Below are 20,998 nucleotides of genomic sequence, written 5' to 3' on the forward strand. Positions count from 1 at the left end.
TCGAGGCTCGCGGAGGCGGTCAGCCTGCGGCGGCGACCAGCCCGAGCTCGGCGGAGCGCGCGAGCAGCGGGTGCTTCGGCACCACCCGCACCGTGTAGCCGAAGGAACCGCTGCGGTCGAGCGTCACCACGCCCGCGTAGGGCACGCGGCCCACGGCGTCCGCGGGCACGACCGCTCCGACGGACTCGGCGACGTCGAGCTCCTGGTGCTGCACGTCCGTCAGCGACCCGTCGGCCTCCGTCGTGCCGTAGACGACCTGCACGGTCACGTCCTCGGGCCGGAGATCGCCGAGGAGCACGCCCGCGCGCACGGCCAGCCGGTCGCCCCGCTGCGGCACGGCGTCGATGCCGCCCGACTCGACGGAGGCGACGGAGACGCCGGGCCAGCCCGCACGCACCCGCAGCTTCCACGCCGAGAGCTCCTTCGCGGGCTCGAAGTGGTCGACGACGATCGCGCGATGGGCGTCGGCCGCCGGGCGGTAGAGCGCGTCGACGTACTGGCGCACCATCCGCTCGGCGGAGAGCTCGGGCGAGAGCGTCGCCAGCGTGTGCCGGATCGAGCGCACCCAGCGGCGCGGGACTCCGTCGTGGTCCCGCTCGTAGAACCGCGGCACGACCTCGCTCTCGAGGAGCTCGTAGAGCGCGTCGGCCTCGAGGGTGTCGCGCGCGTCGGGGTCGAGCGCGCGGTCGGAGGAGGGGATCGCCCAGCCGTTCTCGCCGTCGAAGTACTCGTTCCACCAGCCGTCGAGAATCGAGAGGTTGAGCGAGCCGTTGAGGGCCGCCTTCATCCCGGAGGTGCCGCAGGCCTCGAGCGGTCGGAGCGGGTTGTTCAGCCAGACGTCGGTGCCCGGGTAGAGCAGCTGCGCCATCGCGATGTCGTAGTCGGGGAGGAAGACGATCCGCCGCCGCACGTCGGGCTCCTGGGCGAAGCGCACGAGCTTCTGGATGAGCCGCTTGCCCTCCTCGTCGGCAGGGTGCGACTTGCCCGCGATCACGATCTGGATCGGGTGCTCGGGATGCGTGAGCAGGGCGCGCAGCCGCTCCGGGTCGTGCAGCATCAGCGTCAGCCGCTTGTAGGTCGGCACGCGGCGGGCGAAGCCGATGGTCAGCACGTCGGGATCGAGCAGCTCGTCGAGCCAGCCCGGGGTGAGGCCGCCCGGGTTCTGCTCTCGCCACGACCGCGCCGCACGGATCCGCGCATCCCGCACCAGCTGCTCGCGCATCGTGCGCCGCGCCTGCCAGATCTCGCCGTCACCGAGCGCCCCGGAGGCCCAGTCGGCCTTCGTCGTGTCCTCCGTCCCGAGGCGGTCGCGCGCCAGAGCGCTGAGCACCGGATCGGTCCAGGTGGCCGCGTGCACGCCGTTCGTGACCGAGCCGATCGGCACCTCCGCCGTGTCGAATCCCGGCCAGAGCGCCGAGAACATCGACCGGCTCACCTCGCCGTGCAGCGTCGAGACTCCGTTCGAGCGCTGGGCGAGCCGCAGCCCCATGAACGCCATGTTGAACATGGCGCCCGACTCCTCGGCGCCGAGGTCGAGGACGTCCTCGACCTGCACGCCCGGGAGCAGCTCGGTCGAGAAGTACCGCTCGACGAGACCCCGGTCGAAGCGGTCGATGCCGGCGGGCACCGGAGTGTGGGTCGTGAAGACCGTGCTCGCGCGCACGACCTGGAGGGCCTGGTCGAAGTCGAGTCCCGAGCCGATCAGTCCCGAGATGCGCTCCAGCCCCTGGAAGCCCGCGTGGCCCTCGTTGGTGTGGAACACCTCCGGGAGCGGCACGCCCGACACCTCGGACCACAGCTCGAGGGCGCGCACGCCGCCGATGCCCAGCAGCAGCTCCTGCAGGAGGCGGTGCTCGCCGCCGCCGCCGTAGAGCCGGTCGGTGGTGCCGCGCAGCGAGTCCTCGTTCTCGGGGATGTCGGTGTCGAGGAGGAGGAGGGTCACGCGACCGACCTCCGCCCGCCACACCCGCGCGTACAGCGCACGCCCTTCGGGGAGGGCCAGGACGATGCGCGCGGGCGACCCGTCCGCGAGGCGCACGACACGCAGCGGCAGACCGTCGGGGTCGAGCGAGGGGTACGACTCGAGCTGCCAGCCGTCGGCCGAGAGACCCTGCGAGAAGTAGCCGGACCGGTAGAAGAGCCCGACGCCGGTCAGCGGGATGCCGAGGTCGGAGGACGCCTTGAGGTGGTCGCCCGCGAGGATGCCGAGACCGCCGGAGTACTGCGGCAGGGCTGCGGCGATGCCGAACTCGGGCGAGAAGTAGGCGATCGACCGCGGCGCCGACTCCGGGAGCGACTGGTACCAGCGCGGCTCTGTGCGGTAGCGCTCGAGCTCGTCGCGCAGGCGCCAGACGTCGTCGACGAAACCCTGGTCGCCCGCCAGCTCGGCGAGGCGCTCCGGGCTCACGGCCCCGAGGAGCGCTGTCGGGTCGGCGCCGCCGCGGCGCCACAGCTCGGGGTCGACCCGCTCGAACAGCCGGCGGGTGGGCTCGTGCCACGCCCAGCGGAGGTTGCTCGCGAGCTCGCCGAGCGCCGAGAGCGCGGGCGGCAGGACGGACCGGACGGTGAAGCGGCGGATGGCCTTCACGGCACTCCTCGACTCTCTGCGGACCCCGGCCTACACAGATGCGGGAGCGCCGGGGCGCTCGCGCGAGGTCACCCTAGCGGAGAGGAGTGACCCGCGGACCGACCCGGCGCACCCCGTTTGCACAGCCCCGAGCACGGGCGCAACCGGCGTGCCAAAGCGTCCCCCGGTCGCTACTGTCGAGACGTGGCTCAGACACCTTTCTTCAAGGCTTCGCACGGCAAGGACGCACGACGAGCAGGACGCGGCAAGACCGCGCCGGAGGAGGTGACGACGCCTCCCGATGCGGCCGATGCCCCCGAGGAGGCGGCCGCGGCCGCCCCGCCCGCAGCGGCGGCGCTCTCCACTCCCGAGACGGCGCCGCCCGCCCCCTCCACGGGGAGCGGCTACGAGGTGCGCGCGGAGCGCATCCCGATCATCGATCCCCAGCCGCGCCTCGAGGACGACCGCTGGCCGGCCAAGGCGTTCGTCGGCGAGGTCGTCCCGTTCGCCGCGACAGCGTTCCGCGAGGGACACGACCTGATCGGCGTCGACCTCCTGCTCACCTCTCCGACCGGTGCCGACTCCGAGCACCGGATGTCGCTGCTCGCGACGGGCACCGACCGCTACGGGCGCCTCGTCCTCCTCGATGCCGAGGGCGACTGGACCTACCGGATCCGCGCCTTCGCCGACGACTGGGCGACCTGGCTGCACACGGCCGAGGTGAAGATCCCGGCCGGTCTCGACATCGACGTGACCTTCGCACTCGGCGCGGGACTCCTCCGCGAAGCCGCGGACGACGAGAAGCGCCCCGGTGCCGAGCGCACCCTGCTGACCGAGGCCGCCGCCCGCGTGGGCGACGCCTCCCTCGCGCCCGAGGAGCGCCTCGACGCGGCCACCGACTCCGCCGTGCACGGAGCCCTCGACGCCCGCCCCGTGATGAGCCTCGCCAGCGTCTCGGCGCCGCGCGTCGTGCACGTCGAGCGCACCCGCGCCGGCGTGGGCGCCTGGTACGAGTTCTTCCCGCGCTCGGAGGGCGCCGTCGAGAACGAGGACGGCTCCGTCACGAGCGGCTCGTTCGCGACCGCCGCCCGGCGCGTCCCGGCCGTCGCCGCGATGGGCTTCGACGTCCTCTACCTGCCGCCGATCCACCCGATCGGGCGCACGTTCCGCAAGGGACCGAACAACACGCTGAACGCCTCCGAGACCGACCCCGGATCGCCCTGGGCGATCGGATCGCGCGACGGTGGCCACGACGCCATCCACCCCGACCTCGGCACGGTCGACGACTTCCGCGCCTTCCACGCGGCCGTCACCGGCGCGGGCCTCGAGCTGGCGCTCGACTTCGCCCTGCAGGCCTCGCCCGACCACCCCTGGGTGACCAGTCACCCGGAGTGGTTCACGACCCTCCCCGACGGGACGATCGCGTACGCCGAGAACCCGCCGAAGAAGTACCAGGACATCTATCCGATCAACTTCGACAACGACCCCATCGGCATCCGCCAGGAGTCGCTGCGGATCCTCGAGTACTGGATCTCGCTCGGCGTGACGATCTTCCGCGTCGACAACCCGCACACCAAGCCGCTCGACTTCTGGGAGTGGGTCATCCACGAGGTCAACGCGAAGCACCCCGAGGTGGTGTTCCTCGCGGAGGCGTTCACCCGCCCGGCGATCATGCGCGCGCTCGGCAAGGTGGGCTTCCAGCAGTCGTACTCGTACTTCACCTGGCGCAACACCAAGGAGGAGCTCGCCGAGTTCTTCACGAGCATCTCGCAGGAGACGGCCGACTACATGCGGCCGAACCTCTTCGTGAACACCCCCGACATCCTCACCGAGTACCTGCAGTACGGCGGCCCGTCGGCGTACAAGGTGCGCGCCGCGCTCGCCTCGACGGCGTCGCCGCTCTGGGGCGTGTACTCCGGCTTCGAGCTCGTCGAGAACGTCGCGCGCCCGGGCGCCGAGGAGAACATCGACAACGAGAAGTTCCAGTACAAGGTGCGCGACTGGGCCGAGGCGGAGGCCTCGGGCCGCTCGCTCGCTCCGTACCTCACGCGGCTCAACGAGATCCGCCGGGCGCACCCCGCCCTGCGCCAGTTGCGCAACCTGCTGGTCCACGGCAGCGACGACGACGCGATCCTCGTCTACTCCAAGCACCTCGAGCGCGCCTTCACGGGCACGGGCTCGGCCGACACGATCCTCGTGGTCGCGAACACCGACCCGCACTCCGCGCGCGAGACGACCGTGCACCTCGACCTGCCGGCGCTCGGACTCGACTGGGGTGCGACCTTCGAGGTCGAGGATCTGATCACGGGTGCGGTCTGGACCTGGGGCAGCGACAACTACGTGCGACTCGACGCCTTCGTCGAGCCCGTGCACATCCTGAGCGTGAAGGCGGACGAACGATGAGCGACACGGTTCCCGAGAACGACGGAACGAGCGCCGCCGAGGCCGCGGGGCTGACGCCGCGCGTCGAGACGGTCGTCACCACCGGCACGAGCGCCGCCACGACGACCGGCACGACACCGCGCCACGCGGCGGCTCCGGCGGAGGAGGCTCCGGCGGAGGACGCTCCGGCCCCCGGGACCCCCGCCTCGCCCGCCGGCCCCGTCGAGGGCTCGGCGGCCGTGGCGCTGCCCGAGATCCCGGAGTGGATCCTCCAGCAGATCGCCACGGGCAGCAATGCGCTCCCCCACGACGTCCTCGGCCAGCACGTCGTGTCGGCGCCCGGCGTGGCCGACGAGATCATCGTCGTCCGCGCGCGCCGTCCGCTCGCCGACCGGGTCGTCGCCGTGCTCTCCACCGGTGCCCGCGTCGAGCTGAGCCACCTGCGCGACGGCATCTGGCAGGGGTTCCACATCCTCGGGCCGCAGGCCTACACGATCGAGGCGAGCTACGGCGACGGACCGGCGTGGACCGCGGAGGACCCCTACCGCTTCACGAAGACCGTCGGCGACTTCGACCTCTACCTGATCGGCGAGGGTCGTCACGAGCGGCTCTGGGAGGCGCTCGGCGCGCGGCACCGCGAGCACGAGGGCGTCTGGGGCACCTCGTTCTCGGTCTGGGCGCCGCACGCCCAGGCCGTCCGGGTCGTCGGCGATTTCAACGACTGGAGCGGCGAGGGCCACGCTTTGCGCAACCTCGGCGTCACCGGCGTGTGGGAGATCTTCGTGCCCGGGCTCGAGCCCGGCGCCTCCTACAAGTTCGACCTGCTCTCGCGCGACGGCCGCTGGGTCCGCAAGGCCGACCCGATGGCCCGTGCGACGGAGGTGCCGCCCGCCACGGCCTCGCGGATCCCCGTCTCCCACCACCACTGGAGCGACTCTGCCTGGATGGAGAAGCGCGCGGCGGTCGACCCGCACACGCAGCCGATGAGCGTCTACGAGATGCACCTCGGCTCGTGGAAGCCGGGGCTCGGCTATCGCGAGGTCGCCGATCCGCTGATCGAGTACATCACCGCCCTCGGCTTCACCCACGTCGAGTTCATGCCGCTCGCCGAGCACCCTTTCGGAGGCTCGTGGGGCTATCAGGTCACCGGCTACTTCGCCGCGTCCAGCCGCTTCGGCACCGCTGACGACCTGAAGTACCTGATCGACCGTCTGCACCAGGCCGGCATCGGCGTGCTGGTCGACTGGGTGCCCGGGCACTTCCCGAAGGACGACTTCGCGCTCGCCCGATTCGACGGCGAGCCGCTCTACGAGCACCCCGACTGGCGCCGCGGCGAGCAGATGGACTGGGGTACGTACGTCTTCGACTTCGGTCACACCCAGGTCCGCAACTTCCTCGTCGCGAACGCGCTGTACTGGCTCGAGGAGTTCCACGTCGACGGCCTGCGCGTCGACGCGGTCGCCTCGATGCTCTACCTCGACTACTCCCGCAAGGAGGGCGAGTGGCTGCCCAACGAGCACGGCGGGCGCGAGCACCTCGAGGCGATCAGCTTCCTGCAGGAGGTGAACGCCACCGCCTACAAGCTCTACCCCGGGATCATGATGATCGCCGAGGAGTCGACGAGCTGGCCGGGCGTCACCCAGCCCACCGTCTCGGGCGGGCTCGGCTTCGGGCTCAAGTGGAACATGGGCTGGATGCACGACTCGCTCGACTACATGGCGAACGACCCGCTCTGGCGCCAGTACCACCTGGGCGAGCTGACCTTCTCGTTCGTCTACGCGTTCAGCGAGAACTTCGTCCTGCCGATCAGCCACGACGAGGTCGTGCACGGCAAGGGCTCGCTGATCAACAAGATGCCGGGCGACCACTGGCAGAAGCTCGCGAACGTGCGCGCCTACCTGGCCTTCATGTGGGCGCACCCGGGCAAGCAGCTGCTCTTCATGGGGCAGGAGTTCGGGCAGTTCTCGGAGTGGAGCGAGGAGCGCGGTCTCGACTGGTGGATCCTCGACCAGCCCAGTCACCACGGGCTCTGGAACCTCGTCGGCGAGCTGAACCGCGTCTACCGCGAGTCGACGGCGCTCTGGGAGCTCGACAACGAGCAGGCCGGATTCGAGTGGATCGACGGCGGAGCCGCGGCACCCAACGTGATCTCGTTCCTCCGCCGCGACCGCGAGGGCCGCTCGGTCGCCGTCATCGCGAACTTCTCGGGATCCCCGGTGCACGGCTACCGCGTCGGTCTGCCGCAGGCCGGACGCTGGGAGGAGCTCGTCAACACCGACGCCGAGATCTACGGCGGATCGGGTGTCGGCAACCTCGGTGCCGTCGAGGCCCGCGAGGAGCCGTGGGCGGGTCGCCCCGCCTCGGCAGAGCTGATCCTTCCGCCGCTCGGCGTGCTCTTCCTCCGTCCCACCGACTGACGAGTTCCTCGGAAGAACAGAGAACCCCCTCCGCAGACGATCGCGGAGGGGGTTCTTCAGTGTGTGTGGCGGGCGTACTCCTCAGTACAAGAGGCCGGTGAGGCGCGCCCTGGCCTTGTTGACGCGCGGGTCGGTCGTACCGACGATCTCGAAGAGCTCGAGGAGTCGCGCGCGGACGCTCGCCTTCCCGTCGGCATCGAGCCGCGGGAAGATCGAGAGCAGCCGGTCGAACGCGTCCTCGACGTGCCCTCCGGAGACATCGAGGTCGGCGACCGCGAGCTGCGCGTCGAGGTTCGAGGGCTCGGCGGCGGCGGTGGAGCGCACCTCGTCGAGCGTCCTCCCCTGCAGCCGCGACAGCAGCTTGACCTGCGCGAGCCCCGCGACGGCGAGGTCGTCGCGCGGGTTCTGCGCGATGGCGGTCTCGTACTCGGTGATCGCCGCGGCGTAGTCGCCCCGGTCGATCGCGTCGTACGCCTCCTGGTGGTGCGGGGGCAGCGGAGCCGGCTCGGGCTCGCCCGCCTCGGCCGGGGCCGCATCGACCGGGACGGTGCCGGTCACGCCGTTGGTCGCGGCCAGCTGCAGCACCTGCTCGAGCAGGTCGCGCAGCTGCTCCTCGGCGACGAGGCCGCTGAACAGCGGCACCGGGCGCCCGCCGATGATGGCGGCGACCGTCGGGACCGACTGCACCTGGAACGCCTGCGCGAGCTGCGGGCTCGACTCCACGTCGACGCCGACGAGCACGAAGGCCCCGGCGTACGACACGATGACGCGCTCGAGCACGGCGGTCAAGCTCGTGCTCTGCTCCGACCAGGATCCGCGGAGGTCGACGATCACGGGGACGCGCGACGAGAGCTGGACGACCTGGTCGAACTCCGCGTCACCCGCCGTCAGCAGCAGCGGGTTGGCGGTGGGCGGCGGCCCGGCGGGCTCGCCTCCCTGCGCTGCGGGGGCGGTCGGAGCCGGCGCAGGACGCCGGTTCACGAGGGAGGACAGGTCGACGGCGCCGCGGAGGCCTCCGGGCAGTGGGGGGACGGTGCTCACGGCAGCTGCACCACCGAGACGAGTCCCTGGCTCCATCCGAGCATGACGATCTTCTCCTCCGATCCGACGGGCGGTACGTAGAACAGCAACTGGTAACCGTAGGTGGTCTCGATGCCCGTCGTCGACTTGTCGGTGCCCAGCAGGGTCTGCGAGGCACCGGAGGTCGAGACGGTCGAGCCCTCGGCGGTGGGCTTCACGGTCGACACCTCGGCGATGCTCGCGGCCACGAGGGCGCCCGAGTCGTTCGTCGCGAGCGCGACTGTCGGCGAGGTGCCGGCCTTGTTCGAGAACTCGATCGACGCCGTGTCGGGCAGCGCCGCGCGATCCGCATTCTTCTTGTCGATGCCGACCTGGCCGCGCAGCGTGTCCCCGTCGGCCGAGAACGACTCGGCGAAGCTGCTGGTGTCGCCGTTCGCGAGGATGTCGGCGTAGGCCGAGCCGACCTCCTCCGGGGCGAGCTTCATCAGCTTGGAGTCCGGCGCGACGATCGAGGTGCCGACGGTGACCGGCGCGACGTCGGGGATGCGGGCGTTCGCCTCGAGCGAGATGGCGTAGTCGACCTTGTAGTCGACGCGCGGGCTGGCCTGGCTCATCACCAGCGCGATCGGCGCCTGAGTGGTGTCCGTCGAGTTCTGCACGACGGCGGTGACGAGGCGGGGCCACGCCTCCGTGTCCTGCGGCAGCACGAGGCTCACGGGCGACGCGGGGATCGCCTGCGGCGGGTCGATCGTGCCGCCCTTGACGACGACCTCGTAGTTGGTCGTGCGCTCGGTGAGCGCCTCGCCCTGGAATCGCTCCGCGAGCGCGGTGGCGTCATGGGCCGCATCCGCGGCCGACGCGACGTCGGCGACGGAGGCTACGATCGCCTCCGCCTGCTGCGTCGTGACGACCGGGGTCGCCACCTCGGCGGCGGGCGCCGCCGTGGAGGAGGCGGAGGCGCTCGGGGTCCCCGTGGCACCCGCCGCCAGATCTGGCCAGTAGTCGGAGCTGCAGCCGGCGAGCAGGACGCTCGTCCCCACGACGACGGGCAGCACGAGGAGGCCGCGACGGCGAGCGGGGCGCGGGGCGGCGACCGACGCCTGGATGCCGGCGCGAGCGCGCGGCCGGCGGGCGCCGCGGGGCACCTTGCCCTGCGGGCCCTTCCGGCGAGGACCGTGCTGCCGGCGCAGGTGCAGGAACGCCCAGATGTAGAGGACGAGGCCGACGAGGAGGAAGAACGCGCCGCCGAGCAGCAGCGGACCGGCGAGAGGGGTCGCGGTGTCGACCGGCCAGCTGACGCTGACGTCGCTCGCGGCCGGCGCGGTGCCGTCGGTGGCGATCAGGATCGAGACGTCCTCGGGCACGTCGAGCGCGACGGTGATGCTGCCGGTGCCCTCGAACTGCTCGAGCCACAGGTCGGACCCGCGCGGGTCGACGACGGCGGCATCGGCCGTGGCGACGTCGGAGGCCAGCTCGAGGGACGTCCCCGTCTCCTCCGACGCGGTGAGGGCGGCGGGCTCGCTCCGGTAGCCGATCGCCTCGTACTCGGAGCCGCCGACCCAGCCGAGCACGTCGGAGGTGCGCGCGTAGGCCAGCACCAGATCGCCGTCCCCCTCGACGGTGATCGTCTGCCGGCCCGGATTCGCGTCGAGCGTGCTGCCGTCGATCACCGCGTACGGGGCGCCCGACTCGAGAGCCGTCTCGGCGGTGAGCGACTCGGGAGGGGCCCAGACGGTCCTCTGACCGATGCCGAGCGCGATCATCGCGGCGGCGATGACGGTGGCGATGATGGCGAACACGAACCGCACGAAAGAACTCCTCCTGTGTCGCCGGATCAGGGTGACGACCTCGGCCGGTTCGGGTGACACGGCCGGCCCGCGGCGCGACGGCAACAGACAAAGACAGTCCACGATAGCCGATGGCCTCCGACGATCCCAGGAGATCCGCCGAGAGAGCCCGCCGGCCGCGCCGGGTGGGGTGTCGCCCCCGGGCCGGGACGCACCCGCTGACTAAACTTCCCGGAGTGCCGCGGACCCCACGCGGACCTACTTCCGGAGGAGACGACGTGGCAAGCGACGAGGCCGAATTCACCCAGGTGTTCCGTGGCTACGACCGGGACGAGGTCGACAAGGCCATCCAGGGTCTGCGGCGCGAGCTCATCCACGCCAACACCCAGGCCGCCGAGGGCGGTCGCGAGGTCAAGCGGCTCACCTCCCGCATCGACGGCCTCGAGAAGGAGCTGCAGCAGGTCGGCACCCCGACCTACGCGGGCCTCGGCGCCAAGCTCGAGCACACCCTCCGCGTCGCCGAGGAGCAGTCCGAGCGCCTGATCGCCCAGGCCGAGAACGACGCGTCGGCGCTGCGCCGCTCGACCCGCGACGACGGCGACCGCATCCTCCAGGAGGCGCGCGACGAGGCCGAGCGCCTCGTGACGGAGGCTCGTCGCCGCGCCGACCGCACGCGCAACGAGTCCGAGGCGCAGGCCGCCGCCACCCTCGGCAAGGCGGCCGACGATCGGGACGTCATGACCCAGGACGCGGTCCGCGAGGCCGCCGCGATCCGCGGGACCGTCGCGACCGAGGCCGCCGAGACGCGCGCCACGGCCAAGCGCGAGGCCGCCGCGATCCGCTCCGAGGCCGAGCGCGAGGCCGCCGAGATGCGCGCCGTCGCCGCTCGCGAGGTCGAGGTGGCCCGCGCCGAGGCCGCCCGCCTGACCCAGAGCACCGAGCTCCTGCGTGCCGAGGTCGCCTCGGAGGTCGACCGCCTGCGGGCGGCCGTCGCCGCCGAGGTCGCCGAGGCTCGCGCGGCCGTCGAGGCCGAGATCCTCACGGCGCGCGCCGACCTCGACGCCGAGCTGGCCGGCGGCCGAGCCGACGCCGCCCGCGAACTGGCCGATCAGCGCACCCGCCTCGCTCAGGAGAGGGCGGACGCCGTGGCGCAGCTCGACGCCGAGCTCGCTGGCCTCCGCGCCGCCGCGAACGACGAGGCAGCCGCGCTCTCGCGCGACGTGGAGCAGGCGCGCATCGACCTGGTCGTCGAGCTCGCCGCCCGCCGCGAGGAGGCCGACCGCGACTACCTCGTCCGCCACCAGGAGGCCGTCGCCCAGACCCAGCGCTACCTCGACGAGTCGAACCTGCAGCTCGCCGACGCCATCCGCCGCGCCAACGACAAGCGCCTCGAGGCCGACGAGCTGCGCAGCGACGCTCTCGACGAGACCACCCGGCTCCGCCGCGACGCGCAGGACGAGTCGGACCGGCTGCTCGACGAGGCCCGCGAGCGCGCCCAGCAGATCGTCGCGGACGCCGAGCGCCGCACCCGCGAGCTCGTCTCGGCAGCCGAGGGTCGCCTCGACGAGATCCGAACGGAGCGCGACGCGATCGCGGGATACGTCACGGGCCTCCGCGGGCTGATCGGCCACATCGACGGCCTGTCCGAGGACGACTCGAAGGACGACCCGAAGGACTGACTCCCGAGGAGCCCGGCCCGCCGAGCCCGCTCACCGCAGCCGGGGCCTCAGCGGGTCGGGGTCCTCGCGTCCGGCTCAGGCCGCGTCGCCCGCCCACTCCGTCGGCAGCGGAGCGGAGACGGGGGCGACGACGCGGACGATCTCGTCGAGCACTCGGCGCGTCTGCGCCTCGCCGACCCACAGGTGCTTGCCCCCGTCCACGGCGACGAGCTCGAGCTGCGGCACCGAGGCGAACCGCTCCGCCGCCTCCCGGGGCCGCAGGTAGTCGTCGAGCTCCGGGATCAGCGCGACGAGCGGCCGCCCGTCCTCGGCCCACGCGGCGACCTCGTCGGCCGACGCGCGGTGCAGCGGCGGCGAGAGGAGGATCATTCCCTCGATCGGGTGCTCCCTCCCCCACTTGAGCGCCAGCTCCGTGCCGAACGACCAGCCCACGAGCCACGGATGCGGCAGTCCCCGCTCGGCGACGAACGCCATCGCCGCCGCGACGTCGGCGCGCTCGTCGTCGCCGTGCCCGAACGCGCCTTCGCTCGTGCCGCGCGGAGAGCTCGTGCCGCGGGTGTTGAAGCGCAGGACGGCCAGGTCGGCGAGAGCCGGCAACCGCGCCGCGGCCTTCCGCAGGATGTGCGAGTCCATGAAGCCGCCGTGCGTGGGCAGCGGGTGCAGCGTGACGAGCGTCGCGACCGGCTCGCGGTCGAGCGGCAGTGCCAGCTCGCCGACCAGCGTCAGCCCGTCCGAGGTGTGCAGCTCGATGTCCTCGCGCCTGGCGGGGAGGACCACTCCGCCGCGGATCTCGGTCGTCATCGGGCTCCTTCGATTCTCCAGCAGTGGGTGTGCCAGTGCCGGCGTCCCGCGAGGTCGGCCGCGTCGCCGAGCGCTCCGTCGGCGCGCCAGACCACGAGGTGCGCCAGGCCGACGTCGATCGTCAGGCCGCAGCCCGGGCAGAGGTAGTTCTTGACGGCGCGGGCGGCCGACACGGGCTGCACGTTCCACTCCCGGCCGCGATGCGACTCGGTGCGGCGCCAGCCCGCGAGCATCTGCGAGAGATCCCGCTGCTCCTCGCCGTCGTCGTCGCGCCTGCTCCCCCGGGGTCTGTTGCTGCGCGGCATCGCACCAGTCTAGGAGGCGCCCCTGCGGCGTTCCGGAACGGGTGTCAGTGCGAACTGTCGTCCATCTCGAGCCGGGTCTCCTCGGCGTCGAGCATCAGCTGGGCCCGGCGGAGGATGCGCGACGAGTAGACGCCGCGGCTGCGCGCCTCCAGCAGCGCCTCGCGCTCGGCGAGCAGGACCGCGCGCCGCAGGTGCAGGTACTGGCCGTGCGGTCCGAGCGGGGCGTCGCCGTGCCGCTCGACCTGCTCCCAGGCGACCTGCGATCGGGTGAGGGTGTCGCGGCGGACGCGCTCGAGCACGCGCGGGCCGACGGTCCCCTCCGGCAGCTCGTCGACCGCCTCCGGGAGCGCCTGGATGCCGGTGGACGCCACCTCGTCCAGGAGGGTCGCGAGCTCGCGTCGATCGGCCTCGCCGTCGCTGCCCTGGATCCCGGTGATGCGGATGAGGGCCGGCAGTGTCGCTCCCTGCAGCAGCAGAGTCACGACCGCGACGGTGAACGCGATCAGGATCAGCTGCGAGCGATAGGGCGTCTCGTCCGGGAGCGACTGCGCCGCGGCGAGCGTGACCACGCCCCGCATCCCCGACCACGAGAGGATCACGCCGCCGCGCCAGCCGAACGCCTCACTCGCGGTCGCCGCGAGATCGGTCTCGCGGCGCTGGTAGAGCTTCTCGGCGCGCTGCTGCCGACGACGGAAGCGCTCGTCGGTGGTGGCGCTGTTGCGCAGCCGCATCACCCCGACCTTCAGCCGCCGGTTGATCCGCTCGGCGCGACGCCCCGATCCGCGGAGCCAGAGCAGCAGCGGCCAGACGAACAGCGTCCGCAGCACGATGAGGAGGACGACGGTCGCCAGCCCGAGGTACACGGAGGTGTCGACGCCGAGCCCGCCCTCCACCTCGCCGATGATCGCCTTGATCTCGGCGCCCATCAGCAGGAAGACGCCGTTCTCGAGCAGGAACTGCGCCGTCCGCCAGTTGATCCGCTCGCTGAGCCGCGACTGCGGGCTGAGGTAGCGCGCGCTGTTGTGCCCCGTGTAGATGCCGGTGACCACGACCGCGAGCACGCCCGAGGCGCCCAGCTCCTCCGCGGGGATGTAGGCGAGGAACGGGACGGCGAACGAGACCGCCGTGTCGAGGACCGGGTCGCTGAGCTTCGAGCGGATGAAGACGGTCAGCACGCCCATCACCATCCCGAGCGCGATCGCCATCAGCACGGAGTAGACGAAGAGCACTCCCACCTCGCCGACGTCGATGGCGTCGGTCGTCACGGAGGCGCCGACCACCGCGGCCGCGGCCGTCGCCGCCCGCAGCAGTACGAGGGCCGAGGCGTCGTTGACCAGGCTCTCGCCCTCGAGGACGGTGACGAGCCGCGGAGGCAGCCCGAGCTTCTTGCCGATCGAGGTCGCGGCGACCGCATCGGTCGGGCTGACGACCGCACCCAGGGCGATGGCCGCAGGGAGGCTGAGGTCGGGCAGGACGATGTAGAGGAAGAGGCCCACGACGATCGCGGTGACGAACACCAGCAGGACCGAGAGCCCGAAGATCGAGCGGAGGTTGCGGCGGAAGTCGGTCAGCGGGACCTGGATCGCCGCTGAGTACAGAAGGGGCGGGAGCACACCGGCGAGGATCAGCTCCGGCTCGACGTGGATGTCCGGGACGCCGGGCACGTAGGACGCGCCGATGCCGACGACGACCAGGATCAGGGGCGCCGCGATGCCGAGTCTGCTGGAGAAGCGCGCGACCGTGACGACGGTGATGATGCCGGCGATCCCGAGCAGCGCGTAGTCCACGGCACCAGGGTACCGACGCGATCAGCGCCGACCGGTCACCGGCCTCGACGCCGCCGGAGGATCAGTACCAGCCGACGTCCTCGGAGTGCGCCCAGGCGCCGCACGGCGAGCCGTAGCGACCCGAGATGTAGCCGAGGCCCCAGGTGATCTGGGTGCTGGCGCTGGTCGCCCAGTCGCCGCCCGCGCTGGCCATCTTGTTGCCGGGCAGGGCCTGCGGGATGCCGTAGGCGCCACTGGACTTGTTCTCGGCGTAGACGTTCCAGCCGGACTCGCGGTTCCAGAGCAGGACGAGGCAGTCGTACTCGCTGTCGGCCCAGCCGCGCTGCACGATCATGTCGTACGCGATGGCCTTGGCGGACCCGGGATCGGGAGCGGCGGCACGGGCCACAGGTGCTGCTGCCTCCTCCGACTCCTCCTCGTCCTCCTGGACGGCCTCGGCCGTCTCGGTGGGGGTCGGCGTCGGAGTGGGGGTCGGAGTGGGCTTCGCCTGCGCGTCGAAGGTGTCGCGCTGGATCGTCCGCTCGACGGCACCGGCGACGACGAGACGCTGCGCGGGGTCTCCGTCGAAGCGGGCGGGGGCCTGGTAGTAAGGCGACGCGACGGCTCCGCTGGAGGGATCGACGACGTTCACCATCACGAACCCGATCGACGCGGCGAAGGCGAGGAAGGCGAGCGGGATGCGGGTGCGCGACCTGCGAACGGGGGGCCGCTTCGGGGCGGCCGGCGCTGCGGCCGAGTGCCGCGAGACCGGTGCCTGGGAGACGGAACGTTCTTGATGCATAGCCACGATCACGAAAGCATAACGGGTTATGGCCTGATCGGCCAGGTGATCCGGAGGCGCGTCAGCGGACGGCCAGCATCACGTCGACCACCGTGTCGAGGACGAAGTCGACCTGGGGCTCCGAGTACCCGCCGCGCTGGGGGGCGAACGAGACCGTGCGGACGTCGTCCACCGTCAGGACGGAGCCGTCGCGGAAGTAGCCCGAGATCCGGTCGGCGAAGGCGTCGACCTGGCGGATGTTGTAGCCGGTGGTCAGGGCGCCGGCGTGGTCGAAGCGCTCGTGGGCGGGGCGGGCGAGCCGGTTGACGATCTCCTGTGCGGTCGCGCGCGCCTCCCGCAGCCACTGCTCCTCGCCCTTCGCGGCGATCGCGAACTGGCGCTCGCGCAGGGCGAACGCGTCCTCGAGGCGCTCGAGCGCGGCGTCGACGTGCGGCGCCGAGTAGCCGCCCTTCTTGAGCGTGAACGCGGTGTGGCGGAGGTCGGCGGCGCGCAGATCCGCGGCTCCACCGGAGAGCTGCGCGTAGGCCTCGCGCGCGGAGGCCAGGAACGTGTCGACCTCGACGGTGTCGTAGCCGGGCCGGGACTCGCGCGCGTAGGGGAAGGGAGCGTCCATCCCGTCATTCTGCCAAGACCCGAGAGCTGCGGCGGACAGCGGCGAGTCGGCGCTCAGCGGGCTCGAACCGCTCCGAGCGCTCAGCGGCCCAGTGCGCTCAGCGGCTCGATGGGCTCAGTGCGCGAAGACGAAGTAGAGCACGTAGGCCGCGGCGGCCGACGGGAGGATCGAGTCGAGTCGGTCGAGCAGTCCCCCGTGCCCCGGCAGCCACGTGCTCATGTCCTTGATGCCGATGTCGCGCTTGATCAGCGACTCGGCGAGGTCTCCGACGGTTGCGGTCAGGAGGATGACGGCACCGAACACGGCGCCCACCCACCACGGCTGACCGAGCAGGAGGACGGCGAGCAGGATGCCCGCCACGACTCCCGCGACTCCGGCTCCCGCGAAGCCCTCCCAGGTCTTCTTCGGGCTGATGCGCGGCGCCATCGGGTGCTTGCCCCAGGTGAGGCCGCTCGCGTACGCCCCGGTGTCGACGACGATCGCGAGGGCGAGGAACGAGAGCGCCCACAGCTGGCCGCCCGGCTCGGCGACGAGGCGGATCGCGAACGCGCCGAGGAAGGTGACGTAGGCCTGAACGAAGGCGCCGAGGCCCAGATCGAGCAGCAGATCGCGCCGGCTCGACGAGGTGCGCTTGACGAGCTGCTCGCCCAGACGCCAGAGGCCGATGAAGACCGAGCCCAGGAGGACCGCGAGGAATCCGCCGGAGATGCCGCCGTAGTAGGCGGCCGGGACGGCGACGACCGCCACGATCCCCGTGGGGATGCGGGGGATGTCGCGACCCGCGTGGCGGAGTGCCATCGAGAGCTCGAGAGCGGCGAAGAGCACCAGCACGCCGGCCAGCACCATGAAGAGCTCTTTGATCACCAGCAGGCTGACGAGCATCACGCCGACGCCCACGAGTCCGATGAGCGTCGCCGAGACGAGGTTGCGCCCCGACCGCGCCGTCAGCCGCTCGTTGGTGGCCTCCAGCTGCGCCCGCGTCGCCTCGAGCTGACGCTCGACGTCGGCGCGACCCTGCTGGGCCCGCGCGCGGAGAGCGTCGCGCGTGACCATGCGCGACCCCCGGGCGCCCGGGACGTGCGGACCGGGCCGCTCCTCGCCGCCTTCGGGTTCCACGGGGTGCTCTGCCACGGCCGACTACACCTCGAGGAGTTCGGATTCCTTGCGCTTGAGCGCCTCGTCGATCGCGTCGACGTGCTGCTTCGTGAGCGCCTCGAGCTCCTTCTCACCGCGCGAGAGCTCGTCGTCGCCGATGTCGCCCTTCAGCGCGTCGAGGTCGTCCTTCGCCTTGCGGCGGATGTTGCGGACCGCGATCTTCGCGTCCTCGGCCTTGGTGCGCACGACCTTGACGAACTCCTTGCGGCGCTCGGTGGTGAGCTCGGGGAGGGTGACGCGGATGAGCGAGCCGTCGTTGGTCGGGTTGGCGCCGAGGTTGGGCATGTCCCGGATGGCCTGCTCGATGTCGCGCAGCGAGCCCTTGTCGTAGGGCGTCACGAGGAGCGTGCGCGCCTCCTGGTTCTGCATCGACGCGAGCTGCGAGAGCGGCGTCGGCGTGCCGTAGTAGCTCACCAGCACCTTCTGGAACATGCCGGGGTTCGCCCGGCCGGTGCGCACCGACGAGAAGTCCTCCTTGGCGACCTCGACGGCCTTGCCCATCTTGGTCTTCGCGTCGGCCAGTACATCCGAGATCACAGGGGACTCCTTAGGAAGGGGGAAGTGGTCAGTCTAGTTCGAGACGAGGGTGCCGAGCTGGGCCCCCCGGATGGCCTTGGCGACGTTGCCGGCGGGCTCCATCCCGAAGACCTGCATCGGCATGCCGTTGTCCATGCAGAGGCTGAAGGCGGTCGAGTCGACGACCTTGAGGCCGCGCTGCAGCGCCTCCTGGTAGGTGAGGGTGTCGAGCTTCTTCGCGTCGGGGTTCATCCGCGGGTCGGCGTCGTACACACCGTCGACACCGTTCTTGGCGACGAGCACGACATCGGCGTGCGTCTCGAGAGCGCGCTGCGCGGCGACCGTGTCGGTCGAGAAGTACGGCAGGCCGGCTCCGGCTCCGAAGATGACGACGCGGCCCTTCTCCATGTGGCGGATCGCGCGGCGGGGGATGTAGGGCTCGGCGACCTGCGTCATCGAGATGGCCGACTGGACCCGCGTCTCCGCTCCGGCCTGCTCGAGGAAGTCCTGCAGGGCGAGGGCGTTCATCACGGTGCCCAGCATTCCCATGTAGTCGGCGCGGCCGCGGTCCATGCCGCGCTGCGAGAGCTCGGCACCGCGGAAGAAGTTGCCGCCGCCGACCACGACCGAGATCTCGACCTCGGTCGCCGCATCCGCGATCTCCCGCGCGAGAGCGCTGATGACATCCGGGTTGACACCCAGCGTCCCGGCTCCGAACGCCTCCCCCGACAGCTTCAGAAGCACCCTGCGGCGCTTGCCCGTCGTCATCGCATCCGTCTGCGTCATGGACGTTTCCTCCCGTAGACCCGTACAAACCTATCCCGCGCGGGACGCACCCGCGACCACGCCCGGAGCACCCGACTCCGGGCAGAGCGAAGGGAGTCCGGGTCGACTGAACGACCCGGACTCCCCTCTTCAGCGTGTTAGGCGCCGACCTTGAAACGGGCGAAGCCCGAGACGGTCAGGCCCGCGTCGCTCAGCACCTTCGCGACGGACAGCTTGTTGTCCTTCGCGTAGTCCTGGTCGAGCAGGGCGACCTGCTTGAAGTACGCGTTGACGCGACCCTCAATGATCTTCGGGAGGGCGGCCTCGGGCTTGCCCTCGCCGCGCGAGATCTCCTCGACGATGCGACGCTCGTTGTCGACCTCGGCCTGCGGCACGTCCTCGCGCGACAGGTAGGTCGGGTTGGCGAACGAGATGTGCTGCGCCACCGAGCGAGCGGTCTCGGCGTCGTCACCCGAGTAGCCCACGACCACGCCGACCTGCGGGGGCAGGTCCTTGTTGGTCTTGTGCAGGTAGACGGCGAAGTGCTCACCGGTGACGCTGGCGACGCGGCGGAGCTCCACCTTCTCGCCGAGGATGGCGGCCTCGTCGTTGATGATGTCGGCGACGGTCTTGCCGCCGGCGGGGGCCGCGAGGGCCTCCTCGACGGTGGTCGCGCCGGCGGCGACGACCGCGGCGAGCACGGCGTCGGCGAGGGCGATGAACTTGGTGCCCTTGGCGACGAAGTCGGTCTCGCACGCGAGCTCGATCATGGTCGCGACTCCGCCGTTCTCCGCGGCGGCGACGAGGCCCTCGCTGGTGGAGCGGTCGGCGCGCTTCGCGTTGCCCTTGGCGCCCTTGAGGCGGAGGATCTCCACTGCCTTGTCCAGGTCGCCGTCGGCCTCGACGAGAGCGTTCTTCGTGTCGACCATTCCGGTACCGAGCTGCTCGCGCAGCGTCTTGACGTCAGCGAGGCTGAAAGTAGCCATAGTTCTGCGAACTCCTTCGTGTTCTGCGGACCCCGGTCGCCGTCTCGGCGTGTCGGGCCCGCAGCGATTCTGTTACGGGGATGTCGTGCTGCTACCGAACGGGGGCCGAACGTTCTGCATCCGCAGAACGTCCGACCCCCGACTCAGGAGGTGGTGTCAGGCCTTGGCGGACTCGTCGGTCGCGGCCTCGGCGGGGGCGTCCTCGGTCGAGGTCTCCTCGGCGGCGGGCGCCTCGACGGACTCCTCGACGACGAGCTCGTCGGCGGGGGTCTCGGCGTCGGCGACGGCCTCGTCGGCGGTCTCGGCCTCGGCGTCGGCGACCTTCTCGGTCTCGGCGCCGGCCTGCTCGTTCGGCTCCTCGACGGCGGCATCGGGGGTGCCCGACGTGAGCAGCTCCTTCTCCCACTCGGCGAGGGGCTCGACGGCGGAGACGTTGCCCTCGGCCTCGGGCTTCTGGTGACGCTGGATGAGGCCCTCGGCCGCGGCGTCGGCGATGATGCGGGTGAGCAGGCTCACCGAGCGGATCGCGTCGTCGTTGCCCGGGATCGGGTACTGGACCTCGTCGGGGTCGCAGTTCGTGTCGAGGATGCCGATGACCGGGATGCCCAGCTTCTTGGCCTCGTCGATCGCGAGGTGCTCCTTCTTGGTGTCGACGACCCAGAGGGCCGACGGCGTCTTCGAGAGGTTGCGGATTCCGCCGAGCGACTTGTGCAGCTTGTCGAGCTCGCGCTTCTTGATGAGGAGTTCCTTCTTCGTGAAGCCGCTCTTGGCGGTGTCGTCGAAGTCGAGCTCCTCGAGCTCCTTCATGCGCGCGAGGCGCTTGGAGACGGTCTGGAAGTTGGTCAGCAGACCACCGAGCCAGCGCTGGTTGACGTAGGGCTGGCCGACGCGCGTCGCCTGCTCCGAGATCGCGTTCTGCGCCTGCTTCTTGGTGCCGACGAAGAGGATGGTGCCGCCGTGGGCGACCGTCTCCTTGACGAAGTCGTAGCTCTTGTCGATGTAGGCCAGCGACTGCTGGAGGTCGATGATGTAGCTGCCCGAGCGCTCGGTCAGGATGAAGCGCTTCATCTTCGGGTTCCAGCGACGGGTCTGGTGACCGAAGTGGACGCCGCTGTCGAGCAGCTGGCGCATGGTGACGACTGCCATGAGTCGTTCTCCTTGTCTCGGGGCTCGGGCGCACGACGGCGCCGAACTCCCGTTCGGTTGTCTGTGACGGCCGGTCGGCGCGTCACCCTGGCGCCCGGCGCGCTCCCGCCCGTCCGCGTGAGCGGAGGGACCGTGGGGAGCGGAGGCCGAATGGGCGCGCGTAGTCACCCCGACGAGCGAGGTGCTCCGGAGATTCTAGCACCTGCGCGGGTTCAGGCCGGGCTGCCGCTCGTCCTGTGCATGTCCGGCTCGTGGAAACACGTTCGGCTCGCAGGAATCGAGGATTCCGACG

At 71.4% G+C, this 20,998-nt stretch carries 16 protein-coding genes; 3 read left to right on the forward strand and 13 right to left on the reverse strand.

Going from position 1 to position 20,998, the window contains the following annotated elements:
* Positions 1 to 19: 19 nt before the first annotated feature.
* Positions 20 to 2,587, reverse strand: a complete 2,568-nt coding sequence (gene glgP, locus GRS96_RS12710; RefSeq protein WP_159853874.1) for an alpha-glucan family phosphorylase — start codon at positions 2,585 to 2,587, stop codon at positions 20 to 22.
* A gap of 264 nt (positions 2,588 to 2,851) precedes the next feature.
* Between glgP and GRS96_RS12715 the strand changes: the two genes are divergently transcribed.
* The gene (locus GRS96_RS12715) at positions 2,852 to 4,969 is read left to right on the forward strand and encodes an alpha-1,4-glucan--maltose-1-phosphate maltosyltransferase (RefSeq protein WP_159989321.1); all 2,118 of its coding nucleotides are present in this window, start codon (positions 2,852 to 2,854) and stop codon (positions 4,967 to 4,969) included.
* Positions 4,966 to 7,365, forward strand: a complete 2,400-nt coding sequence (glgB, locus tag GRS96_RS12720) for a 1,4-alpha-glucan branching protein GlgB (RefSeq protein WP_159988646.1) — start codon at positions 4,966 to 4,968, stop codon at positions 7,363 to 7,365. The genes GRS96_RS12715 and glgB overlap by 4 nt, the downstream gene beginning before the upstream one ends.
* A gap of 81 nt (positions 7,366 to 7,446) precedes the next feature.
* Here the strand turns inward: glgB and GRS96_RS12725 are convergent, their stop codons facing one another.
* Both GRS96_RS12725 and GRS96_RS12730 read right to left on the reverse strand, forming a co-directional pair.
* Positions 7,447 to 8,406 carry a tetratricopeptide repeat protein gene (locus GRS96_RS12725; RefSeq protein WP_159988647.1) on the reverse strand — a complete coding sequence of 320 codons (960 nt, stop codon included), beginning with the start codon at positions 8,404 to 8,406 and terminating at the stop codon, positions 7,447 to 7,449.
* On the reverse strand, positions 8,403 to 10,193 hold the full coding sequence (locus tag GRS96_RS12730) for a hypothetical protein (protein WP_159988648.1): 1,791 nt from the start codon (positions 10,191 to 10,193) through the stop codon (positions 8,403 to 8,405). The genes GRS96_RS12725 and GRS96_RS12730 overlap by 4 nt, the downstream gene beginning before the upstream one ends.
* Before the next feature lie 257 nt (positions 10,194 to 10,450).
* On the opposite strand from GRS96_RS12730, the gene GRS96_RS12735 reads away from it, so the two are divergent.
* Positions 10,451 to 11,851, forward strand: coding sequence for a DivIVA domain-containing protein (locus GRS96_RS12735; protein WP_159988649.1), 1,401 nt, complete (start codon positions 10,451 to 10,453; stop codon positions 11,849 to 11,851).
* A gap of 75 nt (positions 11,852 to 11,926) precedes the next feature.
* On the opposite strand, the gene GRS96_RS12740 is transcribed toward GRS96_RS12735, so the two are convergent.
* The 10 genes from GRS96_RS12740 to rpsB form a co-directional block, all read right to left on the reverse strand.
* Positions 11,927 to 12,652, reverse strand: a complete 726-nt coding sequence (locus GRS96_RS12740) for an alpha/beta hydrolase (RefSeq protein WP_159853884.1) — start codon at positions 12,650 to 12,652, stop codon at positions 11,927 to 11,929.
* Complete coding sequence (locus GRS96_RS12745; RefSeq protein WP_159853886.1) at positions 12,649 to 12,957, reverse strand: hypothetical protein; 309 nt, start codon at positions 12,955 to 12,957, stop codon at positions 12,649 to 12,651. The genes GRS96_RS12740 and GRS96_RS12745 overlap by 4 nt, the downstream gene beginning before the upstream one ends.
* Before the next feature lie 44 nt (positions 12,958 to 13,001).
* On the reverse strand, positions 13,002 to 14,744 hold the full coding sequence (locus GRS96_RS12750; RefSeq protein WP_159988650.1) for a cation:proton antiporter: 1,743 nt from the start codon (positions 14,742 to 14,744) through the stop codon (positions 13,002 to 13,004).
* A 61-nt stretch (positions 14,745 to 14,805) separates the two neighbouring features.
* Positions 14,806 to 15,525: a lytic transglycosylase domain-containing protein gene (locus GRS96_RS12755; protein ID WP_159853890.1), complete on the reverse strand. Its 720-nt coding sequence runs from the start codon at positions 15,523 to 15,525 to the stop codon at positions 14,806 to 14,808.
* A gap of 61 nt (positions 15,526 to 15,586) precedes the next feature.
* Complete coding sequence (locus tag GRS96_RS12760) at positions 15,587 to 16,138, reverse strand: DivIVA domain-containing protein (protein ID WP_159853892.1); 552 nt, start codon at positions 16,136 to 16,138, stop codon at positions 15,587 to 15,589.
* Positions 16,139 to 16,252: 114 nt separating this feature from the next.
* The gene (locus GRS96_RS12765; protein ID WP_159988651.1) at positions 16,253 to 17,191 is read right to left on the reverse strand and encodes a phosphatidate cytidylyltransferase; all 939 of its coding nucleotides are present in this window, start codon (positions 17,189 to 17,191) and stop codon (positions 16,253 to 16,255) included.
* 84 nt (positions 17,192 to 17,275) lie between these two features.
* Entirely contained in the window at positions 17,276 to 17,830 is a 555-nt protein-coding gene (gene frr / locus GRS96_RS12770; RefSeq protein ID WP_085475698.1) for a ribosome recycling factor, read from the reverse strand.
* 33 nt (positions 17,831 to 17,863) lie between these two features.
* Positions 17,864 to 18,577, reverse strand: coding sequence for a UMP kinase (gene pyrH, locus GRS96_RS12775; protein WP_236553692.1), 714 nt, complete (start codon positions 18,575 to 18,577; stop codon positions 17,864 to 17,866).
* Between the two features lie 155 nt (positions 18,578 to 18,732).
* Positions 18,733 to 19,560 (reverse strand): translation elongation factor Ts, encoded by an 828-nt coding sequence (gene tsf, locus GRS96_RS12780; RefSeq protein WP_159853896.1) that lies wholly within the window; start codon positions 19,558 to 19,560, stop codon positions 18,733 to 18,735.
* Between the two features lie 156 nt (positions 19,561 to 19,716).
* Complete coding sequence (gene rpsB, locus GRS96_RS12785; RefSeq protein ID WP_159988653.1) at positions 19,717 to 20,706, reverse strand: 30S ribosomal protein S2; 990 nt, start codon at positions 20,704 to 20,706, stop codon at positions 19,717 to 19,719.
* Between the last annotated feature and the right edge of the window lie 292 nt (positions 20,707 to 20,998).

Origin of the sequence: Rathayibacter sp. VKM Ac-2803 (assembly GCF_009807175.1) — a bacterium.
Lineage (GTDB): Bacteria > Actinomycetota > Actinomycetes > Actinomycetales > Microbacteriaceae > Rathayibacter.